The sequence below is a fragment of the Paenibacillus sp. 3LSP genome, assembly GCF_032465655.1.
Taxonomy (GTDB): Bacteria; Bacillota; Bacilli; order Paenibacillales; family Paenibacillaceae; genus Fontibacillus; species Fontibacillus barengoltzii.
The window spans coordinates 1-19,102 of the sequence record NZ_JAWDJI010000244.1 but is presented as its reverse complement, the minus strand read 5'-3'; the positions used below and the strand labels follow the sequence as shown (position 1 = coordinate 19,102).

The following is a 19,102-nucleotide window of genomic DNA, read 5'->3' as shown; positions in this document are numbered from 1 at the left end:
TCACTATTGAACCGGCCTTGAAAAACGTCCAACAATCTCTGTGGATTCGACTACATTCATGAACGCGTGCGGGTCTGTACTCACGACCGCTTTACGGACGGCAGCGAGCTCGTATCTAGTTGTCACGGTCATCAAGGTATAGTTTTTCTCTTCGTGATATCCGCCCTCAGAACTGAGGCAGGTAATGCCATGATGCAGCTTGCGCAGTTGGCAGAGCATTTCATCTTTACGCTTCGTAATGATGAAGCAGGTCACTTTGATATGACCGACGTGAATCATATCAACGACTTTCCCTTTGACAAAGGTCGACAACATCGAATATAGGGCGAGATCCCAGCTTTGAAAAAAGCCAAGCACTAAAATAACAAGCCCGTTAAGCAGAAAGAGGATGTTCCCCATGGGGACGTCCTTTTTTCGTGTGACGATGGATCCAAGAATATCGAACCCGCCGGTCGAGCCTCCGACCCGCAGTGAAAATCCGATGCCTGCTGCAGAGATGATTCCGCCGAATACCGCGGCCAGAATTGGATCTCGGGTGACTTGCACCTCGGGGATGATAGAGATAAACCAGGTGGTGCTGACGACAGAGATACAGCTAAGCACGATATAACGACGTCCAACAGCTTTCCAGCCCCATAGAATCAAGGGGACATTCAGTAGAAAGTAGACAAGTGAGATATTCCATCCCGTTAAATACACGATAATGGATGCAAGGCCCGTGACGCCCCCAGACAGCAGTCTATGCGGAATCAGGAACAAATTGAGCCCTGCAGCTACGAGTACGGCAGAGAGCAGGATGACAGCGATCTCCTGCGTAGGTTTTAAACATGCTCGTAACGGTTTTTCGATCATCGGACGATACTGGTCCAAATTCATATCTGCGCCTTCCTTAAAGATAACGGTTTTTTTAAGATATGATTATCGGCTAAAATTATCTTTTTTATCACAACGATCGACAATGACTTATATCACCGCTGATGGGGAATCTTATTGGAGAATTCTCACTTGAAAGCGAGGGATATCCATGGTACAACCAAAAGGGAATAACGGGAAAGGTCGTCAAGAGACGGACCCGGCACTACACCTGGCCCGGTTTAAGGCGGAAGTCATGATGCGTGAGGAATACAATGCCCCTCCAGAGCGGCCCGATGATGTGAAATATGAAGTGGCCCAATCGTTAGGCGTTCCGCTGCGCGAAGGGGATAACGGTGATTTAACGACCGCGAAGGCCGGCAAGGTTGGCGGTGTCATCGGCGGAGCGATGGTCAAGGAAATGATTCGCTTGGCGAAAGAACGCTTAAACAATCAGCAGTAAAGTTGGATACGGAAATCTAGATGCGATTCATACGAGAGAACGTGCAGGAGGGTTCACCATGGCTGTGAGTGAATGGGATCAACTGAAGCTCCACCTTCAGGAGTGGGTGGAAGAGTGCCGAGAAACAAGCGCAGCAGGCAAGGTTGCGGAGTACATCCCGGAGCTGTCCAAGGCGAAGCCAGATTTGCTTGGGATTCATATTCTGGATGCTCAGGGGCGATCGATCTCTGCGGGGGAAGCTCAGGACAGTTTTACGATGCAGAGCATTTCGAAAGTTTTCACGTTGATCCTGGCCCTCATGGACCATGGGGAATCCGCTGTTTTCTCTAAGGTCGGCATGGAACCAACCGGTGATCACTTTAACTCCATCATGAAGCTGGAGTTGATGCAGCCGGCGATTCCCTTTAATCCGCTAATTAATGCTGGCGCTATCGTGGTGTCTTCCATGATCAAAGGGGAAAATGCGGAGGCGAAATCGGCGCGGATCTTGTCATTCTTTCGCGAATTGGCCGGCAACCCCAACCTCGAATACGATAGGGAAGTCTATCTTTCCGAATCGAAGACGGCGCATTTGAATCGATCGATCGCTTATTTTTTGTTGGATAAAGGGGTATTGGGCTGCGGCGTTGAAGAAGTGCTGGACATTTACTTCCGGCATTGTGCAATTAAGGTCTGCTGTGAGGATTTAGCGCGGATGGCGCTGGTTCTGGCCTTTGACGGGAAGGACCCCTTGACGGGCAAGACGCTGATTCCTCGACGGTATGTGCAAATCGCGAAAACATTTATGGTGACTTGTGGAATGTACAACGGGTCCGGAGAATTTGCCATCGAAGCAGGGCTTCCGGCAAAAAGCGGCGTATCCGGCGGGATCTTGACGCTAGTGCCTGGACGTTACGGAATTGGCGTGGTGGGGCCTGCACTCAATTCCAAAGGTAATAGTATCGCAGGCGTCCAGTTAATAGAACGGCTATCGCAAACGTTGGATTGGAGCCTATTTTAATAGGAAAGGGCTTACTTAGGTGTATCAAAATTTTCGGGCAATTTTAAAACAAATTGTGCATTGCTCTCATATTCACTTCCGTTTGAAGTCGTTACTATAAAGATGTAAACAGATATTTACGATTCAAATGGGAGGGTTATCAATGTTTAAATGGAAGCGTTTACTGACGACGCTGGTAGCGGTAACCATGGTTGGTGCACTGGCTGCCTGCGGCGGCGGTACAAACGGCAATGCAGCCAAACCGGCTGGAGCTGCTGGAGAAAGCAATGCTTCAACGAGTTCGGGCAATGAGCCGGTGAAACTGCGGATTATGTGGTGGGGGGCTCAGGAACGGCATGAAGCCACCTTGGCAGCTCTTGATTTGTACACGAAAAACCATCCGAACATCACTTTTGAACCGGAATACTCTGGGATGGACGGTTATTTGGACAAGCTGTCAACTCAAGCGGCGGCGAAAAATGCACCGGACATCATTCAACTTGATCCGGGCTGGACGCCAGACTGGTCTAGCCGCAAGCAATTAGCACCTCTGGATGGGGTTGATGTGTCGAAGATCGATCCGAAGCTCTTGGCCGGCGGTCAACTGGATGGAACGCAATACGCGATTCCGCTCGGTTCTGTGGCGTTTGGGATGATTTATGACAAGGCCGCATTGGACAAGCTGGGCGTCAAAAATCCGGAAAACGGCTGGACCTGGGATGATTTCTTCGCTCTGGCGAAGGAACTGAAAGGCAAGCTGCCAAGCGGTCAGTATTTTACCAAAGATTATGCAGCTAACTACTTCATGTACTCGGCATATCAATATAGTAAAGGTAAAGGCACGGTCATTACGGATGATGGGAAGTTTAACATCGATGAAGCTTCCTTCATGGAATGGACCAAGCATTTTGAGGAACTGCGCAACGAAGGGTTAGTGCCGCCGGCGGACGTCAACTCCTCTGACAAAGAGTTCGATCCGCAAATGGACCTGATGGTAGCCGGTAAAATCTTGTTCCGTTACAGCTTCTCCAACAACTACGGGGCATGGGACAGCATCAAGCCAGGCGCTTACGCGCTCGTTACGATGCCGCGAGCTGAGGAAGCCGGGGGTTGGTTGAAACCTTCGATGTACCTGTCCGTGTCCGAGAACTCCGAGCATAAGGCAGAGGCCGTAGAGTTTATCAACTGGTTCGTCAATGATCCGGAAGCTTCCAAAATCCTGAAAACCTCGCGGGGCTTGCCAGTTAACAAGGATAATGCAACTGCGTTGGAATCCAGCATGAGCGAAGTGGATAAAGTAGGCATGGAGCTGCTCCGCGCTACTGAGAAAGACGGCCAAACCTGGACAGCTGGTCCAGGCGGCTGGACGAACTATATCGATAAAGACTTCCCTCTGGTCCATGATCAGCTGAGCTTCGGCAAGATTACACCAGAAGAAGCCTATAAGCAATTGAAAGAAGCAGCTATGGCTTACGAATAAGATTTACATTCGACTTCAGCCCGGAACAGGTTTCTCGTTCCGGGTTGATTTTTACCAGGGAAGGGGGAGGTCATGCATGCTGCGCATTCAAGATGTTCTCGACCAGTTAACACGGGTCCAGCCTACGGTAGATGGTTTAGTCAGCGGTAAGGCGGAATCCCAAGTGCGCGGAATCGCGGTGACGTTTATGGCCACGCAAGCGGCGATCGAGCAGGCAGCTTCGCTGGGAGCTAACTTGTTGATATCGCATGAAGGGGTACTTTACAGGCATCAGATGGACACGACAAAGCTTCTGGAAGAGGATCCTGTTGCCCGTTATAAGCTGCAGCGATTAAAGGAGCTGGACCTTGCGATCTATCGCTACCATGACGGTATTCACCGGGAGACTCCGGACGGCATTACCGCCGGGTTGATTGAGGAGCTCGGTTGGCAGGATGCGGTGCGGGAATATCGCCCTGCGTCCGCAGTTTTAGAGCATTCGGGCATGACTCTGCAGGAGCTGGCCAGCTTGTTAAAGCGGAAGCTGAATCTACCGTTTATCCGGTTTACAGGGAATCCGAAACTGATATGTCGGAAAATTGGAGTGCTGGTTGGTTACCGGGGCGGCGGCGATCTGGCGATCCCGCTGCTTAGAGAGGTCGATCTCATCATTGCCGGTGAAGGCCCGGAATGGGAAGCGCCTGAGTATGTGCGGGATGCCGTCTATCAAGGGCGGGAGAAGGCGATGATGTTCCTTGGCCACGGTCCCAGCGAAGCGCCTGGAATGAGGCGGTTAGCCGGCAAGCTTCGTTTGGCTTTCCCAACCCTTCCGGTGCATGTGATCGAAAATGAAACATTATTTCAATGGATATGACAGGGGGAGATTCCATGAGCAAAACAACTACTATGACGGAAGTTGGTTATGATGCCTGGCTTCGATACCGGAGGATTGAACCGGGAGAGAGACGGACGGAGTTAGATCAATTTGACGGCATCGTTATCGATGGCCCGGATGAACCGGCAGCGCACACTGCTGCTCAGGAGCTGTCGAGAGGTTTATCCCAAATGCTGGGGCGTGAGATTTCTATTATGGAAAGTGCAGGGGACCGTCCTTGTTTTGTGCTGGGGCTGTTGGGGCATAGTCCTATCCTAGATGAGGTATTTTCGGAAGGGAAGGCTTCCTTGCAATTGGGGGCGGAAGGCTATGCTCTGCGGTATAAACCGGATTCCGCTCGGTTCGCCATCGGTGCGGAGAATGCCTCCGGTTTATTGTACGGGGTGTTTGACTTGCTGCGCCGCTTGGGGACTGGACAGTCGCTGCAAGGATTGAATATTTCGGAGCGACCGGTGAACGTACTGCGGATGGTGAATCAATGGGACAACATGGACGGCAGCATTGAGCGCGGTTACGCAGGAGCTTCGATTTTTTACGAAAATCATCGGTTCACACAGAACCTGGAACGCATTACCGACTATGCGCGGCTGCTGGCATCGACAGGAATCAACGCGATTTCCATTAACAATGTCAATGTGCATCGGGTCGAGACCGGGCTGATTACGAAGGAATTTCTGCCGGATGTCGCCAAGGTGGCTGAAATCTTCCGCAGCTATGGCATTAAGCTGTTCCTCAGCATTAATTACGCAGCGCCGCTTGAAATCGGCGGATTATCTACTGCCGATCCGCTGGTTCCAGAGGTTGCAGCATGGTGGCGGGAGCGCGCAGATGAGATTTACCAGGCGATCCCGGACTTTGGCGGCTTCCTGGTAAAGGCAGATTCGGAGAACCGACCGGGACCATTTACGTATGGACGGGATCATGCAGACGGTGCCAATATGCTGGCCGAGGCATTGGAACCTTACGGCGGACTAGTGATCTGGCGCTGCTTCGTTTACAACTGTAAGCAGGACTGGCGGGATCGCAAAACAGATCGGGCACGGGCTGCCTATGATCATTTCGTTCCGCTCGATGGACGGTTTAAAGAGAACGTGATTTTGCAGGTCAAAAACGGCCCAATCGACTTTCAAGTGCGCGAGCCCGTATCGCCGCTGCTAGGTGCGATGCCTGCGACAAATCAAATGATCGAGTTCCAAATCACCCAAGAATATACCGGGCAGCAACGTCATGTCTGCTACCTCGTACCTCAGTGGAAGGAAGTGCTGGACTTCGATACCCATCTGAAGGGCGAGGGCTCGACCATCAAACGGATTGTGGACGGTACGCTGCATAGTTCCCGTTACAGCGGGTTTGCCGCGGTTTCCAATATCGGGAACGATGCTAACTGGACCGGTCATTTGCTGGCACAGGCGAACTTTTATGGCTATGGGCGGCTGGCCTGGAATCCGGACCTTAGCGCTGAAGCGATTGCGGAGGAATGGATTAAGCTCGTATTTGGAAGCGACGAGCAGGTCAACCAAGTGATCCTTCGTATTTTGATGGATTCCTGGAGCATTTATGAAAGCTACACCGCTCCGCTGGGCATCGGCTTTATGGTGAATCCAAACCATCATTATGGCCCGAATGTCGATGGTTATGAATACTCGATGTGGGGGACGTATCATTTTGCGGATTGCCACGGGATCGGTGTGGACCGCACGAAAGCTACGGGAACGGGATATACCTCACAATATGCAGAGCCGAATCAAAGTTTATACGAAAAGCTGGAGACGTGTCCCGACGAGCTGTTGCTCTTCTTCCATCACGTGCCGTACACCCATGTGCTCCAATCCGGCAAGACGGTCATTCAGCATATTTACGATACTCATTTTGAAGGGGTTGAGCGAGCCGAGGAGTTGGTGGAATTGTGGGCTGGTCTATCCGGCTTGATGGAAGATTCGCTGCATCAGCAGGTTGCCGAGCGATTGGCGGAGCAAGCGGAGCATGCCAAGGAGTGGCGTGACCAAATCAATACGTACTTCTATCGCAAAAGCGGCATTAACGATCAGCAAGGACGTCGGATTTATTAAGATTATTTTTTTCGTGATATTTTAAAAGATTTCGAGGATTCCTCTTCTACAACCGGCCGTGGGCCCGCCCTATACTTGAACTATAAGGCATTCTGAAACTGCAGAGGTGAATCAAGCATGAAAAGTTCCGCGGCCTTGAGCTTAGAAGACGCGCCAGTCAGCAACAAACGCCGGACCTTCCACAAACGATGGAATGCTCCGGTGGCCGGCTATTTATTTATTTCACCGTGGCTGCTCGGTTTTCTCGGGCTGACCGCATACCCGCTGATTTTATCGTTGTACTACTCGTTTACGGACTACACGTTGTTGGAACCGATTCATTGGGTAGGGACCAAAAACTACGAGCTGATCTTTACGGCAGACTCCAAATTTGTCACCTCGGTTAAGGTTACGTTCCTGTACGTCTTAGCCTCGGTCCCTCTCAAGCTGATCGCAGCGTTGCTTGTCGCCATGGTGTTGAACCGGGCGGTGCGGGGGATCGGATTGTACCGTACGGCGATTTACTTCCCGTCGTTGATCGGCGGCAGTATCGCGGTATCGCTGCTTTGGCGGAATATTTTTGGTGTAGACGGGATCTTTAACAAAATTATCGGAGCGTTTGGCTTTGAGGGGAAAGGTTGGATCACCAGCCCAGATACGGCGTTAAGTACGCTGGTGTTGCTGACGGTCTGGCAGTTCGGTTCATCGATGGTAATCTTCCTGGCCGGACTTAAGCAAATCCCGGCTGAACTGTATGAGGCATCCGCCGTGGACGGCGCCGGTAGGTTCCGTCAGTTCTTCAACATCACGCTGCCGATGCTCTCGCCGGTATTGTACTTCAACCTGGTGATGGGCGTGATCAACGCGTTCCAAATGTTTACGTCAGCGTTTGTCATCACAAACGGCGGACCAATGAACTCGACGTTTGTGTATGCGCTATATTTGTACGAGCGGGCGTTTAGCCGGTATCAGCTGGGTTATTCGTCGGCACTCGCCTGGATCATGTTGGTGATGATCGTGATTGCTACGTTAATCATTGCCGGAACTTCAAAATATTGGGTGTTCTACGAGACGGAACCGGAAGGGAGAAATGGCAAATGACCTTTAAATGGAAGCCGCTGGTTCGGCACTTCTTTATGATTCTGTTTAGCTTGGTCATGATCTACCCCGTGCTGTGGTGGATCGGCGCGTCGCTGAAGACGAACGGCGAGCTGGCTTCGCCAAATATTTTCCCTTCGGTTCCTCAATGGAGCAACTTTGTGAAGGGCTGGAATGCGGTGCCGGGTCACACATTCACCGATTTCTATCTGAACACTTTCGCCTTAGAGGCCGCGGTTATTGCTGCGACGCTGGTATCCAGCACGCTCGTAGCGTTTGGGTTCGGAAGATTGAATTTCCCTTTGAAAAACCTCTGGTTCTCCTTGTTTATGCTCACCTTAATGATGCCGGGGCAGGTGCTGATCATTCCGCAATACGCTTTGTTCCACCAGCTCGGATGGGTGAATACGTATTTGCCGTTTATCGTGCCGCATATGCTTGCGGGCGGTGCGGGCGGGACGTTCTTCGTCTTCCTGCTGATCCAGTTCGTGCGCGGCATTCCGAAGGAGCTGGACGAGTCGGCCAAAATCGACGGCTGCTCGTGGTTCGGGATCTACTTCCGGATTGTCATGCCGCTGATGGTTCCGGCGATCGTGACCGTCACCATCTTCTGCTTCTTGTGGAACTGGGACGACTTCCTTGGACATCTGTTGTATCTCAATTCGGTAGACAAATATACGGTTAGCCTGGCGCTGCGGATGATTAACGATTCCCAGTCGGCTCAAGAATGGGGACAACTGCTGGCGATGTCGCTCGTCTCCATCATTCCGGCTACCTTGATCTTTATGTTCTTGCAAAAATACTTCGTTGAAGGGATTGCCACAACCGGAATAAAGGGATAAGGGTGGCGGATAGCCAATTATATAACGGTAAAGCGTGAACGACCTTCGCAGCTTTACCGTTTTTTCCTTACACCTGAAGGGAGTGCAGCCTTGCGCATGACGAATCCGTTTAAGAAATTCAGAATTGACAGTTTGTTTTTTCGCAGTTTTTCTATCTTTATGGTGGCCGTCTTGGCTTGTATTGCCTGGGCCAGCTATCTTATTTCATCGAATGAACTGGCCAAGACCAGTTCCCATTACCAGCAGTTGTTGCTGGATGAGCTAAATAACGAAATTACCACTCGGTTGGTGACGATTGAGCAAATTTCGTTGTCGACGTCACGCGATAATGAACTGATTACGTTCCTGCGCGATCGGCAGGATGAATACGATCGGCATCGCCGCTCTGTGAGTGTGGAGCGCGCTTTAGCGAATTTGACCTATTCGATTCCGATCATCCAAGGAATCGACTTATATATGGAGCGTCCGTTACGTGGGGACGCCAACAGCTATATCCAGTTCCGTAGTCTAGGCGATCTGGCTAAGCAAGATTGGGTGGAGGCGCTCGACAAGAATGATTTTGCCTGGGTTAGCGAGCATGAAGTCCCAAGTTTCCAAGGGAATGTGCGGGTGCTCAGCTTCGCCCGCAAAATCGTCGAGGAGAACAAATACCTCGGCGTGCTCGTCGTCCACGTCAAAGCCAAAGAGATTGAACAACTCTTAGCTGGACATTCTGCGCCGGCGAATCGGATAATGATTGACACGTTGGGCCAGCTGACACTAAAAACCGGCCTGGTGCCTGAGCATACCGAGTTATCCCAATGGATCAATGTAAAAACGGATCAATCGGGATACGTTCATATCCGGGGGAACAAGGAGCTGGGGGATTCCCTGCTGGTATATTCCAAGATGCAGGATTCCCATTGGATGCTCGTGGAAGTCACGCCTTGGAGTGAAATTACGAGCGGCAGTTTCCGTCTGGCACTGGTCATCGGCGTGATTGGCGTGATCGCCATTTTGCTTGTCTTGTTGCTTACGCTTTACTTAAGCCGCCAATTTACCAAACCGATCAAACAGCTGGTGACCGCCATGCGGCAATATTTCGTAGGCGGCCGGGACGAAGCAGGCAGCGGCGAGCATCCCGTTGATCTGCCCAACGATTACGAGAACGAGTTTGGGTATCTGTTTGATGGATATCGCAAGCAGATGGAGCAGATTGAAGAGTTGTACCGATCACTGCGACTAAGATACGAGCAGCAACGTAAAGCGGAAATCGAAGCGCTGCAGGCCAATATCAACCCGCATTTTTTGTACAACATGCTGGATCAATTAAACTGGATGGCCATCGAAGCTGGACAGGACGAGCTTAGCCGGATTCTCGAGCTGATGGGCAGGATGTTTCGGATTGGCTTATCCAACGGCAACAGCTTTATTACCATTGGCGAGGAGCTGGAGCATATCCATTGTTACTTGGAAATTCAGCAACTTCGTTGGCAAGCCGGAGGCGGCGGTGAACTGGACTACACGATCGATGCTCCGTTCTCCGTTCAGGAGTTGTTTATTCCCAAGCTGACACTGCAACCGTTCGTTGAGAATGCCATCGTCCACGGATTTAACGGACGTACTTGCGGGAAGTTGTGGATCACGCTGGAGGAACAGTCGAACCGGCTTGTGATTACGATCGATGACGACGGCGCTGGACTGCAGCAGGCCGTGCCTCGTGAGCGGAAGCGGAGAACGGGAGGCTACGGCATCCGCAATGTGAAGGAGCGTATCGCGGGTTACTTTGAAGGCGCTTACGGCGTAGAGTTATCTCAACGGGAGGAAGGGGGAACCCGTGTGGTGATTACGTTGCCGAAGCTGTTGGAGCCCCCGGTGCCTCAACTGATCGAACCGCTTGAACCCGGACCGGCTGCATAAACCGTAGGTCGTGCCGAAACATCTAAAACATCTTGGAGAGAACTGTCAAGGAGGTAGTTGAGGGTGTGGAAAATCGCCATCATTGATGATGAACGCCAAGTGCTGCAGGGGATGAAACGGGCGATTCCGTGGGAACAGCTTGGGGCGACCTGGGTTGGGGAAGCCCAGAACGGGAAGGACGGGCTGGAGGTGGTCCGGCAAACCAATCCGGATATCGTCATCACGGATATTTATATGCCTGCGATGAACGGCATTGATATGATTGAGCAGCTGCGGAAGGAAGGGTATGACGGGAAAGTCATTATTTTTAGCGGCTACTCCGATTTCGAGCATGCGCGGCAAGCGCTGCGCTTTAATGTCAGCGATTACGTCTCCAAGCCGATCAGTATGCCCACGCTGAAGTCAATTCTGGGCAAGGTGATCGATGAGTTGGCCGAGGAGGAAGAAAACCGTCGTAAACAGGGCGAGCTGGAGCGAAAGCTGAGCCTGTATGAGCCGTTCATTGAAAAGGAATGGGTTCGCTCGGCGGTTGTCGGAACGCTGGACAGCTCTTACCGCGAGGCTGGGCGATTGCCGGAGCCTTATCGGCATTGGACGGATTTTCGCCATGTGACGATCGGGATCGATCTTGTCCGGGATGCGCGCGTTGGCCAATTTTCCTTGACGGATTGGAATCTGTTCCGTTTTGCGATCAGCAATATTGTTTGCGAGGTGGCCCGCAAAAGGTTCGGTACTGTGGAATATACCGAGTTGCACAGCACGAGGGCTGTTTTAATCGTCCACCCGCGTCCAGAGGAGCCCAAGGAATTGCTGGAGCAGAAGCTGTATGAACTGGGTGTGAAGCTGATCGATGCGATCAAAAGCTATCTGAAACTGGTTGTCCGCGTCGGGATTGGAGGCGTGAAAGCGCAGTGGCAGCACATTCCGGATTCAACGGAAGAAGCGTTCCGCGCGATCGACATGAGGTTGGGACGGCGAGATTCCACATACGCGTTATATCATTATCAGGACGAAGAAGACGGAAACACGGCAGCGGCGAATTTATTTTCGGTGAAATTTTACGTGGAATTGGCTTCGGCGTTGAAGGCGTCCCAGGAAGCGGAAGCTAAGAAGCTGGTGGCTGATTACATGAACCGGCTGGAGCTGCAGAAAGCGATGACTCCGGAAACGGTGCAAATTTTAGCTTGTGAGCTATGGGGGGTATTTACGTATTGCCTCTATGAAACTGGGGTGCTGCTGAATGATCTGGTCCCCGAAGGGCAGATCACCAAAGAGTTGGTAGGCTTAACGGGGCCAGAGCAGCTGACCGAATGGTTGTCGGATAAAATTACGCTGATCTGCAGCAGCCGCCAGTGGCGAGGGAACAGTAAGCACCGGCAGGTAGTGGATTATATGACCGGCTATATCCATGAGCATTATGCCGAGGATATTACGCTAGCGGAGTTGTCGGAAAAGCTGTACATTTCCCGCAACCACTTGTCGATCATATTCAAAAACATGACCGGCGAAACGTTCAACAACTACTTAACGCGTGTTCGGATCGAAAAAGCCCGCGAGTTGTTGCTTGAGCGCAATCGGCTTGTTTATGAGGTCGCCGAACAGGTCGGCTACAAGAATGTGCCTTATTTCAGTACACTGTTCAAAAAAATCACCGGTATGAGCCCAACCGATTTAATCAAATAAAGAAACTGGGGAGAGAGATATCATGATAAACATCGCCATTATTGGCACTGGCTCGATTGCAAGTACCCATCTGGAGGCGTTTGCCCGCTTTCGTGACCGTTGCCGGATTATGGCGCTGGTCGATCGAAGCGGAGGGAAGGCGGCCAAGCTCAAAGAGCGTTTTGGATTGGACTGCACGATCTACTCGGATTACAAGGAAGTGTTGAGCTTAGAATCGGTGGATTTAGTATCGATCTGTACACCGCCGTCAACTCACGCCGACATTGCTTCGGATTTTCTGCTTGCGGGCAAGCATGTACTGGTGGAAAAGCCGATGGCTCCATCATTGTCCGAATGTGATCGGATGCTGGAGGCAGCTGCCCAAGGTCAAGCGCTGTTGTCCGTTGTGGGGCAGAACCGCTTCTATGATCCGATTCGCCGGGTGAAGCGGGTGATTGATGCCGGCTTGGCTGGCCGCATTGTCCATACCGAGGTGAATTCCTATTGGTGGCGCGGCAGCAGCTATTACGATGTGGAATGGCGGGGGACGTGGGAAAATGAAGGTGGTGGTTGTGTGATGAACCACGCGGTGCATCATCTGGACCTGCTGCTATGGCTTCGGGGGATGCCTTCTAGAGTCCACGCAGTTACCGCCAATACGTCGCACAGGAATTCCCAGGTCGAGGATTTGTCTATCGCGGTCTTGGAGTATCCCGACGGAGGTCTTGCGCAAGTGACCAGTTCCGTTGTTCATCATGGTGAAGAACAACGGCTTGTTTTTCAGGGGGAGCGCGCGAAGGTGGGAATTCCTTGGCAACTGTATGCCTCGGAAGAAGGTGAAGGCGGATTTCCGAAGCGGAATCCGGATCTGGAAGTGGAGATCCAACGAGCAGCAGCGGAGGAGGTCGTGCCGCTTCAATACACCGGACATGCCGGGCAAATTGACGATGTGCTTACCGCCATTGAAACGGGCTCTCGGCAGGTGCTGATCGACGGGAATGAGGGGCGAAACACGATCGAGCTGATCATGGCGATTTATGAATCAGCCGCAACGGGGAAAGTGGTTACGCTGCCATTGGCTAAAGATTCAATCTTTTATTCACGGGAGAGGATTATCGGTCGAGCCCCTAGGTTTCACCAACAGGCTTAAGACGATGATTATGGAGGAGGAATCAGGCATGGCCATCACATTTAGCATTATCGGCGGAGCGGGCTTTCGTGCCCAATATTATTTACGGATTGCCGAGGCGATGCCGGATCGGTTCCAAATCGGGGGTCTGGTTGTCCGCGACGAAACGAAGGCACTCGCGATGGAGCGTCAGTGGGGCGTCCGAACGTACCGCTCGGTGGAAGCTCTGCTCCAGCAAGAGCAGCAGGATTTCGTTGTGCTGTCGGTGAGCGGCTCAGAGATGCTGCCTTACTTGCTAAAACTGGCCGAAACGGGGATTCCCGTCCTCTCGGAAACTCCACCGGCGGCGGACCTCGCAGGACTGGAGTTGCTGTATGCACGGCTCGGCCAAAGCGGGGCGAAAATCCAGGTGGCAGAGCAGTATCATCTGCATCCGATTCAGCAAGCGAGACTCCAGTTGATTGAAACGGGACGGCTGGGACGGATCACGGAAGCAACCGTTTCGATCTCCCATTTATACCATGGTGTCAGCCTGATTCGCAGATTGCTGGGAGTTGCTTTTGAAGAAGTACGGATTCGTGCCATGCGGTTCGAATCAAGTTGGGTGCAGGGACCAACGCGCAGTGGTCCGCCAACGGACGATCGGCTCGTCCCTTCCTTACGAGAACTGGCATGGCTTGATTTCGGTGATCGGTTGGGGATTTATGATTTTACCCGCGATCAGCATCGTTCTTGGATTCGTTCCAATCATTGCTGTGTTCGCGGTGAACGCGGTGAAATTTTTGATTCGCGAGTATTAATTCAACAGGAGGATACTACCCCGCTGCAACTGGAGCTGAAGCGTGTAAATAAAGGTGAGTTAGAGAATCAGGAGGGTTATTTTCTACAGGGGATTCTCTGCGGGGAACAGTGGCTGTATACCAATCCGTTTGCCCCGGCTAGATTATACGATGATGAATTGGCGATTGCGACCTGCCTGTTAAAGATGGGCGAATATGTTCAGGGCGGGCCGGAATTTTACGGTTTGTGGGAGGCCGCACAGGATCATTATCTCGGGATGATGATCGAACGGGCAGCGAGTACCGGTGAGACGGTGGTTGCAGCTCGTCCGAGCTGGGCCTGAAATTTTCTCAAAAAAAGATTTGACCTTCACGTAACGTCAACGTTTATCATGAGTGTTGTCAGGAGGTGAGCTTGTGGAATACACCATTCAGAAGCTGGGGAATCTGGCCGGGGTCAGTACCCGGACGCTGCGTTATTACGATGAGATCGGACTTCTGAAGCCGGCAAGAACGAACTCGTCGGGATATCGCATCTATGGCCGTCGGGAAGTCGATCTGCTGCAGCAGATCTTGTTCTATCGTGAACTTGGCCTGAGTCTGGAAGATATCCGGTCCATCGTCACCGATCCCGGATTCGACGGTACCCGCGCACTGAGAGAACATCGGAATCAGCTCCTTGACAAACGCAAGCAACTCGACGCGTTAATTGCGAATGTGGAAAAAACGATCGCGTCACATGAAGGGAGAATCTCGATGCAAGATCAAGAGAAATTTGAAGGCTTTAAGAAGCAGTTGATCGAGGAGAACGAGCGTAAATATGGCTCGGAAACCCGAGAAAAATACGGGGAAGACAAGGTAGAGAAATCCAATCAGAAGCTGATGAACATGACCCAGGAGGAATATGAGAAGGTTACGCAGCTCGAGAACGAAGTTAAGGTCGCATTAGCCGAGGCCATGAAAACGGGCGATCCTGCCGGTGAACTTGCTCAAAAGGCTGCGGATTTGCACAAGCAGTGGTTGACGTTCTACTGGAACGAGTACAGCAAGGAAGCCCATGCCGGGCTGGCGCAGATGTACGTCGACGATGAGCGCTTTAAAGCTTATTACGACAAGGATCAGCCTGGTGCGGCCGAGTTCCTGCGGGATGCGATTCAAATCTATACCGGGATGAAGAAATAACAGGGCGGTCCAGAACTCCGTGACGGGATGTCGCGTCGCGGGGTTCTTTTTTTGCGGCGGGCTGTAATTAGTGAAGATAACGAAAGAAATTAGGGGGATTTACAAGGGGTGTGAAATACGGTATTATATTTCTATAAACATAGAAATATACGTTCATGAAGACAAAGGGGGGCCTATATATGGAGATCAGCCCGGAGATGCGGGAGGCCGTCAAAGTCTATAAGGCGCTCGGAGAGCCGACGCGGTTGAACATCGTCAAGCTGCTGGCGATCGAGCCGGATCAGTGCTGCGTATCGTTGGGAGAGAAGCTGAAGACTGTGGCCAACTCGACGCTGTCGCATCATTTAAAACAGTTATCGGAGTGCGGATTGTTGGATTCACGGAAAGAAGGCACATTTATTTACTACAGCTTAAACCGCAGTGTGGCAGAGAAATACGCGCCTTACTTGTTGAAGTAATTTTTTTTGAATTATATTTCTATGTTTCTAGAAATATAATATAAGTGATCGGGAGTGAGTGAAGAGTTATGTCAAATGTGTGGAAAATCTATATTTTAGCTTTAATCAGCTTCTTGGTAGGCACATCGGAATACATCATTTCCGGAATTCTGGATCAAATTGCTGATGACCTTCACATTTCGATTGGGGCGGCTGGTCAATTGATTACGGTCTTTTCGCTGGTTTATGCGATTGGAACGCCGATCTTGATGGCCTTCACCGCTGCTATGGATCGCCGGAAGCTCATGTTAATTTCGCTGGGCATTTTTGTGGTTGGGAATGTCTTATCGTTTATTCTGCCCGGTTTTGGCTGGTTTATTGCCGCCAGGGTGATCATGGCTTTGGGGGCGGGGATGGTCGTCGTTACAGCGCTTAGCATCGCGGCGAAAATTGCTCCTGAAGGCAGACAAGCAAGCTCGATTGCTTCGGTCATCATGGGATTTACGGCTTCCTTAATCGTTGGTGTTCCGTTGGGGCGGATCATCGCTTCTAGTTTTGGGTGGAAAGCTGTATTTATGGGGATCGCTTTTGTTGGGATTGTTGCGATCGCGGTCATTCGCTTTACGATTCCCCGGATTCAAGGTGACAAACCCGTACCGCTGACCGGGCAGCTTGCCATGCTGAAGAATCCGAAAATCGCGCTTGCGCTGGCGATTACTTTCTTTTGGCTCGGTGGATATTCCATCGCTTATACCTATATTTCGCCGTATCTTTTACAGGTTGCCGGGATGGGCGAAGCGCTCCTGAGCACAGCTTTGCTGGCTTTTGGGATCGCCAGTCTGATCGGCTCTAAGGCAGGAGGATACAGCGCGGACAAAAAAGGCATCAACTTTACGCTAGCAGCCGGTATGATCATTCATATCACTTCGTTAATCTTGCTGCCGTTTGCGGCACATTCCATCTTTGCTGTGTTTGTCGTGTTGATCTTGTGGTCGTTCTCTGCCTGGAGCACAGGGCCAACCCAGCAATACAACCTCGTTACGTTGGCTCCAGAATCGTCTGGTGTCATGCTAAGTCTGAATTCTTCGATGAATCAGTTGGCGATGGCGGTTGGTGCAGCAATTGGCGGTGTGACTGTAGGTCAAGTTTCTTTGACATCGATCACCTGGTTTGGAGCGATTGGTGTGGCGGTAGCGCTGATTGGAGTTTGGGGGTTGGCACGTCTGCGGAGCAATCCAAAATCTGTACAACGTTATTCGTCAGAAGTGCATATCCAAGAGGTCAAAGTGGCAGCGAAGGAAGGCGGTTGCCCGCAGGTAAGCGGACAGGCGTAACGTCCCCCGCATGGCCTGACCCAATTGGGCCAGGCCGCTTGGGGCCGCTGATAAGTTTTGGAGCGTGTTTTTGCCTTGAGGGAAGGATTATACCCAGTTCCCGTTGCGGAATATAGGTTCGATCGTTCCGTCGGCCAGCTCGCCGTCAATGTTCAGCTCCGCGGAGCCGATCATAAAGTCAACATGGGTTAGGCTGACGTTGGCACCTCTAGCGAGCAGTTCTTCTTTGCTTAAATTAGCACCGTTCTCGATATTCACGGGATAGGCGCTGCCCAATGCGAAATGGCAAGAAGCGTTCTCGTCAATTCCGGTGTTATAAAAGATGCGGTTTAGCTTCGAGATCGGCGAATCATACGGTACCAGGGCGACTTCACCTAAGTAATTGGCCCCCTCGTCAGTTTGAAGCAGGTTCTCCATATGCTCACGACCGGATTTGGCGTCGAAACTTACGACTTTGCCCTCCTTGAACGTCAAGGTTAAGCCTTCGACAAGCTGGCCGTTCAGGTTCAGCGGCATCGTGCTGGCGACGGTCCCGTTGACACCAGTACGGTGCGGCATCGAGTAGATTTCCTCCGTTGGCATATTGGCGACAAAATAGTTTCCGGCTGCATTGTAGTCTCCTCCGCCCAGCCATAGATGGCCTTCCGGCAACTCGACGTGGAGATCGGTGCCCGGCGCGCGGTAATGCAGCTTTTTATATCGTTTGGCATTCATATGCTCTTGCCGTTCTTTTAAGTGTTGGATATGCTCGCGCCAAGCCGCGATCGGATCCTCACGGTCAACGCGATTCATTTGGAACACGGCTTCCCACATCGCCGGGATTCGCAGTTCTTCAGGCAGATCGGCAAACACTTTATCGGCCCATGCCCTCGTAGGGGCTTTGATCAGCGACCAGGTGATTCGGTTGTTGCGGGTTTGGGCGGAATGCTTCTCCCGCGCTTTCGCCGCTGCTTTAACTGCGGTAGACACTCTGGAGGAAGGGATGCCACGGAACAGCTCCGGATCCGGCACCTTAATGCGAAGGATCGCGCCGCCTTCCTCACCGAACTGTTCCGCCATATCAGCGAGCCACTGCGGGTAGTAGGCCAAGGATTCGTCCGTTGCATGCTCATAACGAATGCGGGTAATTTGCTCGTCCTCCCAATCGACGTGGACGTATCTGGCTCCGGCATCGTAGGCTTTAGCCACCAGCAGGCGGGTGAAATCCACCGTTTCCAGCGGTGCAGTCAGCATCAGGTTTTGACCGGGTTGGATGTTGACGCCAACGCGGATGACCAATTCGGCGTATTTTTCGAGAAGAGCCTTGAAAGCTTCCATCACTGTATTCCTCCAATATGTTCGTATTTCCGATAAATTTTCAAACCAGACTTATTGTAGCACGAACTGATGGGGAGTGAAAAAATAAACACCGAAACGTGCAGAGGTTCATACGGCGGGTGGATATTCTGGAATGTGCATGTTTTGAGCTTGAGTTTCACATCCTAACCTCATCATTGCTTGAGGAGGAACTGAACATGGAAAATCCATTTTCCAGCATGCAATCGCAAAATCCGATTTCACTGGCACAGCAGTCGGTCAAAAAAGCGCATCGTGCGGTAACCCAAGCGCAATCGCATCCCCGTGAAGAGACGGTGGAGGGTGCCCGCAACGCGATTGAAAAAGCAGAAAACGCCATTGCCCAAGCCGAAGGCCGAATGAACCCGGAGCCGATCGAGCGGGCCAAAGAGGACTTGGCCGAGGATCAAGCCGCACTGGCAGAAGTGGAAAACCAACTTGAATCATAAATGAAGTTTGAAGGGGGTGTGATTCATTTAAAATGAGGTTGATTCTGCCATCCTTCACAAGATGAATTAACATTTTTTCCGTGTTGTTAAGTTCACGATCCATGGCCCTTGTAGAAGGGCCTTTATTTGTATTGGGGAATATGACACGCCACGATAGATGACTTTTATATTGGAGACAGCCTGAATCCGTGATATTTGCTAAATCGTTCTAATGTGACGGATTCAAAATCAGATTATACTCTCCTGGAGATGGCCACCGG

General features: G+C 51.5%; 17 protein-coding genes. 15 read left to right on the top strand and 2 right to left on the bottom strand.

Annotated elements, in window-relative coordinates; genetic code table 11:
- Positions 1-3 precede the first annotated feature (3 nt).
- On the bottom strand, positions 4-876 hold the full coding sequence (locus RW092_RS21530; RefSeq protein ID WP_016312239.1) for a YitT family protein: 873 nt from the start codon (positions 874-876) through the stop codon (positions 4-6).
- Between the two features lie 148 nt (positions 877-1,024).
- Between RW092_RS21530 and RW092_RS21525 the strand changes: the two genes are divergently transcribed.
- From RW092_RS21525 to RW092_RS21460, 14 genes are all read left to right on the top strand, one after another.
- The gene (locus RW092_RS21525) at positions 1,025-1,315 is read left to right on the top strand and encodes an alpha/beta-type small acid-soluble spore protein (protein WP_316011244.1); all 291 of its coding nucleotides are present in this window, start codon (positions 1,025-1,027) and stop codon (positions 1,313-1,315) included.
- 58 nt (positions 1,316-1,373) lie between these two features.
- The gene (glsA, locus tag RW092_RS21520) at positions 1,374-2,315 is read left to right on the top strand and encodes a glutaminase A (protein ID WP_127575437.1); all 942 of its coding nucleotides are present in this window, start codon (positions 1,374-1,376) and stop codon (positions 2,313-2,315) included.
- A 142-nt stretch (positions 2,316-2,457) separates the two neighbouring features.
- Complete coding sequence (locus RW092_RS21515; RefSeq protein WP_028538860.1) at positions 2,458-3,774, top strand: ABC transporter substrate-binding protein; 1,317 nt, start codon at positions 2,458-2,460, stop codon at positions 3,772-3,774.
- 76 nt (positions 3,775-3,850) lie between these two features.
- Positions 3,851-4,627 (top strand): Nif3-like dinuclear metal center hexameric protein, encoded by a 777-nt coding sequence (locus RW092_RS21510; RefSeq protein WP_316011243.1) that lies wholly within the window; start codon positions 3,851-3,853, stop codon positions 4,625-4,627.
- Between the two features lie 14 nt (positions 4,628-4,641).
- Complete coding sequence (locus RW092_RS21505) at positions 4,642-6,717, top strand: alpha-glucuronidase family glycosyl hydrolase (RefSeq protein ID WP_316011242.1); 2,076 nt, start codon at positions 4,642-4,644, stop codon at positions 6,715-6,717.
- Positions 6,718-6,834: 117 nt separating this feature from the next.
- Positions 6,835-7,797, top strand: coding sequence for a carbohydrate ABC transporter permease (locus tag RW092_RS21500; protein ID WP_028538863.1), 963 nt, complete (start codon positions 6,835-6,837; stop codon positions 7,795-7,797).
- On the top strand, positions 7,794-8,636 hold the full coding sequence (locus RW092_RS21495) for a carbohydrate ABC transporter permease (protein ID WP_028538864.1): 843 nt from the start codon (positions 7,794-7,796) through the stop codon (positions 8,634-8,636). Before RW092_RS21500 ends, RW092_RS21495 begins: the two co-directional genes overlap by 4 nt.
- Before the next feature lie 96 nt (positions 8,637-8,732).
- Positions 8,733-10,535 (top strand): cache domain-containing sensor histidine kinase, encoded by a 1,803-nt coding sequence (locus tag RW092_RS21490; protein ID WP_028538865.1) that lies wholly within the window; start codon positions 8,733-8,735, stop codon positions 10,533-10,535.
- A 63-nt stretch (positions 10,536-10,598) separates the two neighbouring features.
- On the top strand, positions 10,599-12,218 hold the full coding sequence (locus tag RW092_RS21485; protein ID WP_085279665.1) for a response regulator transcription factor: 1,620 nt from the start codon (positions 10,599-10,601) through the stop codon (positions 12,216-12,218).
- A gap of 22 nt (positions 12,219-12,240) precedes the next feature.
- A complete protein-coding gene (locus RW092_RS21480; RefSeq protein WP_316011241.1) occupies positions 12,241-13,347 on the top strand; it encodes a Gfo/Idh/MocA family protein in 1,107 nt (368 codons plus the stop codon).
- A 28-nt stretch (positions 13,348-13,375) separates the two neighbouring features.
- A complete protein-coding gene (locus tag RW092_RS21475) occupies positions 13,376-14,449 on the top strand; it encodes a Gfo/Idh/MocA family protein (protein WP_316011240.1) in 1,074 nt (357 codons plus the stop codon).
- A 73-nt stretch (positions 14,450-14,522) separates the two neighbouring features.
- Positions 14,523-15,287, top strand: a complete 765-nt coding sequence (locus tag RW092_RS21470) for a MerR family transcriptional regulator (protein ID WP_316011239.1) — start codon at positions 14,523-14,525, stop codon at positions 15,285-15,287.
- Between the two features lie 179 nt (positions 15,288-15,466).
- Positions 15,467-15,745, top strand: a complete 279-nt coding sequence (locus RW092_RS21465; RefSeq protein WP_016312226.1) for an ArsR/SmtB family transcription factor — start codon at positions 15,467-15,469, stop codon at positions 15,743-15,745.
- 68 nt (positions 15,746-15,813) lie between these two features.
- The gene (locus tag RW092_RS21460) at positions 15,814-17,058 is read left to right on the top strand and encodes an MFS transporter (protein ID WP_016312225.1); all 1,245 of its coding nucleotides are present in this window, start codon (positions 15,814-15,816) and stop codon (positions 17,056-17,058) included.
- Between the two features lie 87 nt (positions 17,059-17,145).
- On the opposite strand, the gene RW092_RS21455 is transcribed toward RW092_RS21460, so the two are convergent.
- Positions 17,146-18,375, bottom strand: a complete 1,230-nt coding sequence (locus RW092_RS21455) for an aminopeptidase (protein WP_316011238.1) — start codon at positions 18,373-18,375, stop codon at positions 17,146-17,148.
- A 197-nt stretch (positions 18,376-18,572) separates the two neighbouring features.
- Here RW092_RS21455 and RW092_RS21450 point away from each other — a divergent pair, with 197 nt between their 5' ends.
- Positions 18,573-18,842, top strand: coding sequence for a hypothetical protein (locus RW092_RS21450; RefSeq protein WP_016312223.1), 270 nt, complete (start codon positions 18,573-18,575; stop codon positions 18,840-18,842).
- Positions 18,843-19,102: the final 260 nt, after the last annotated feature.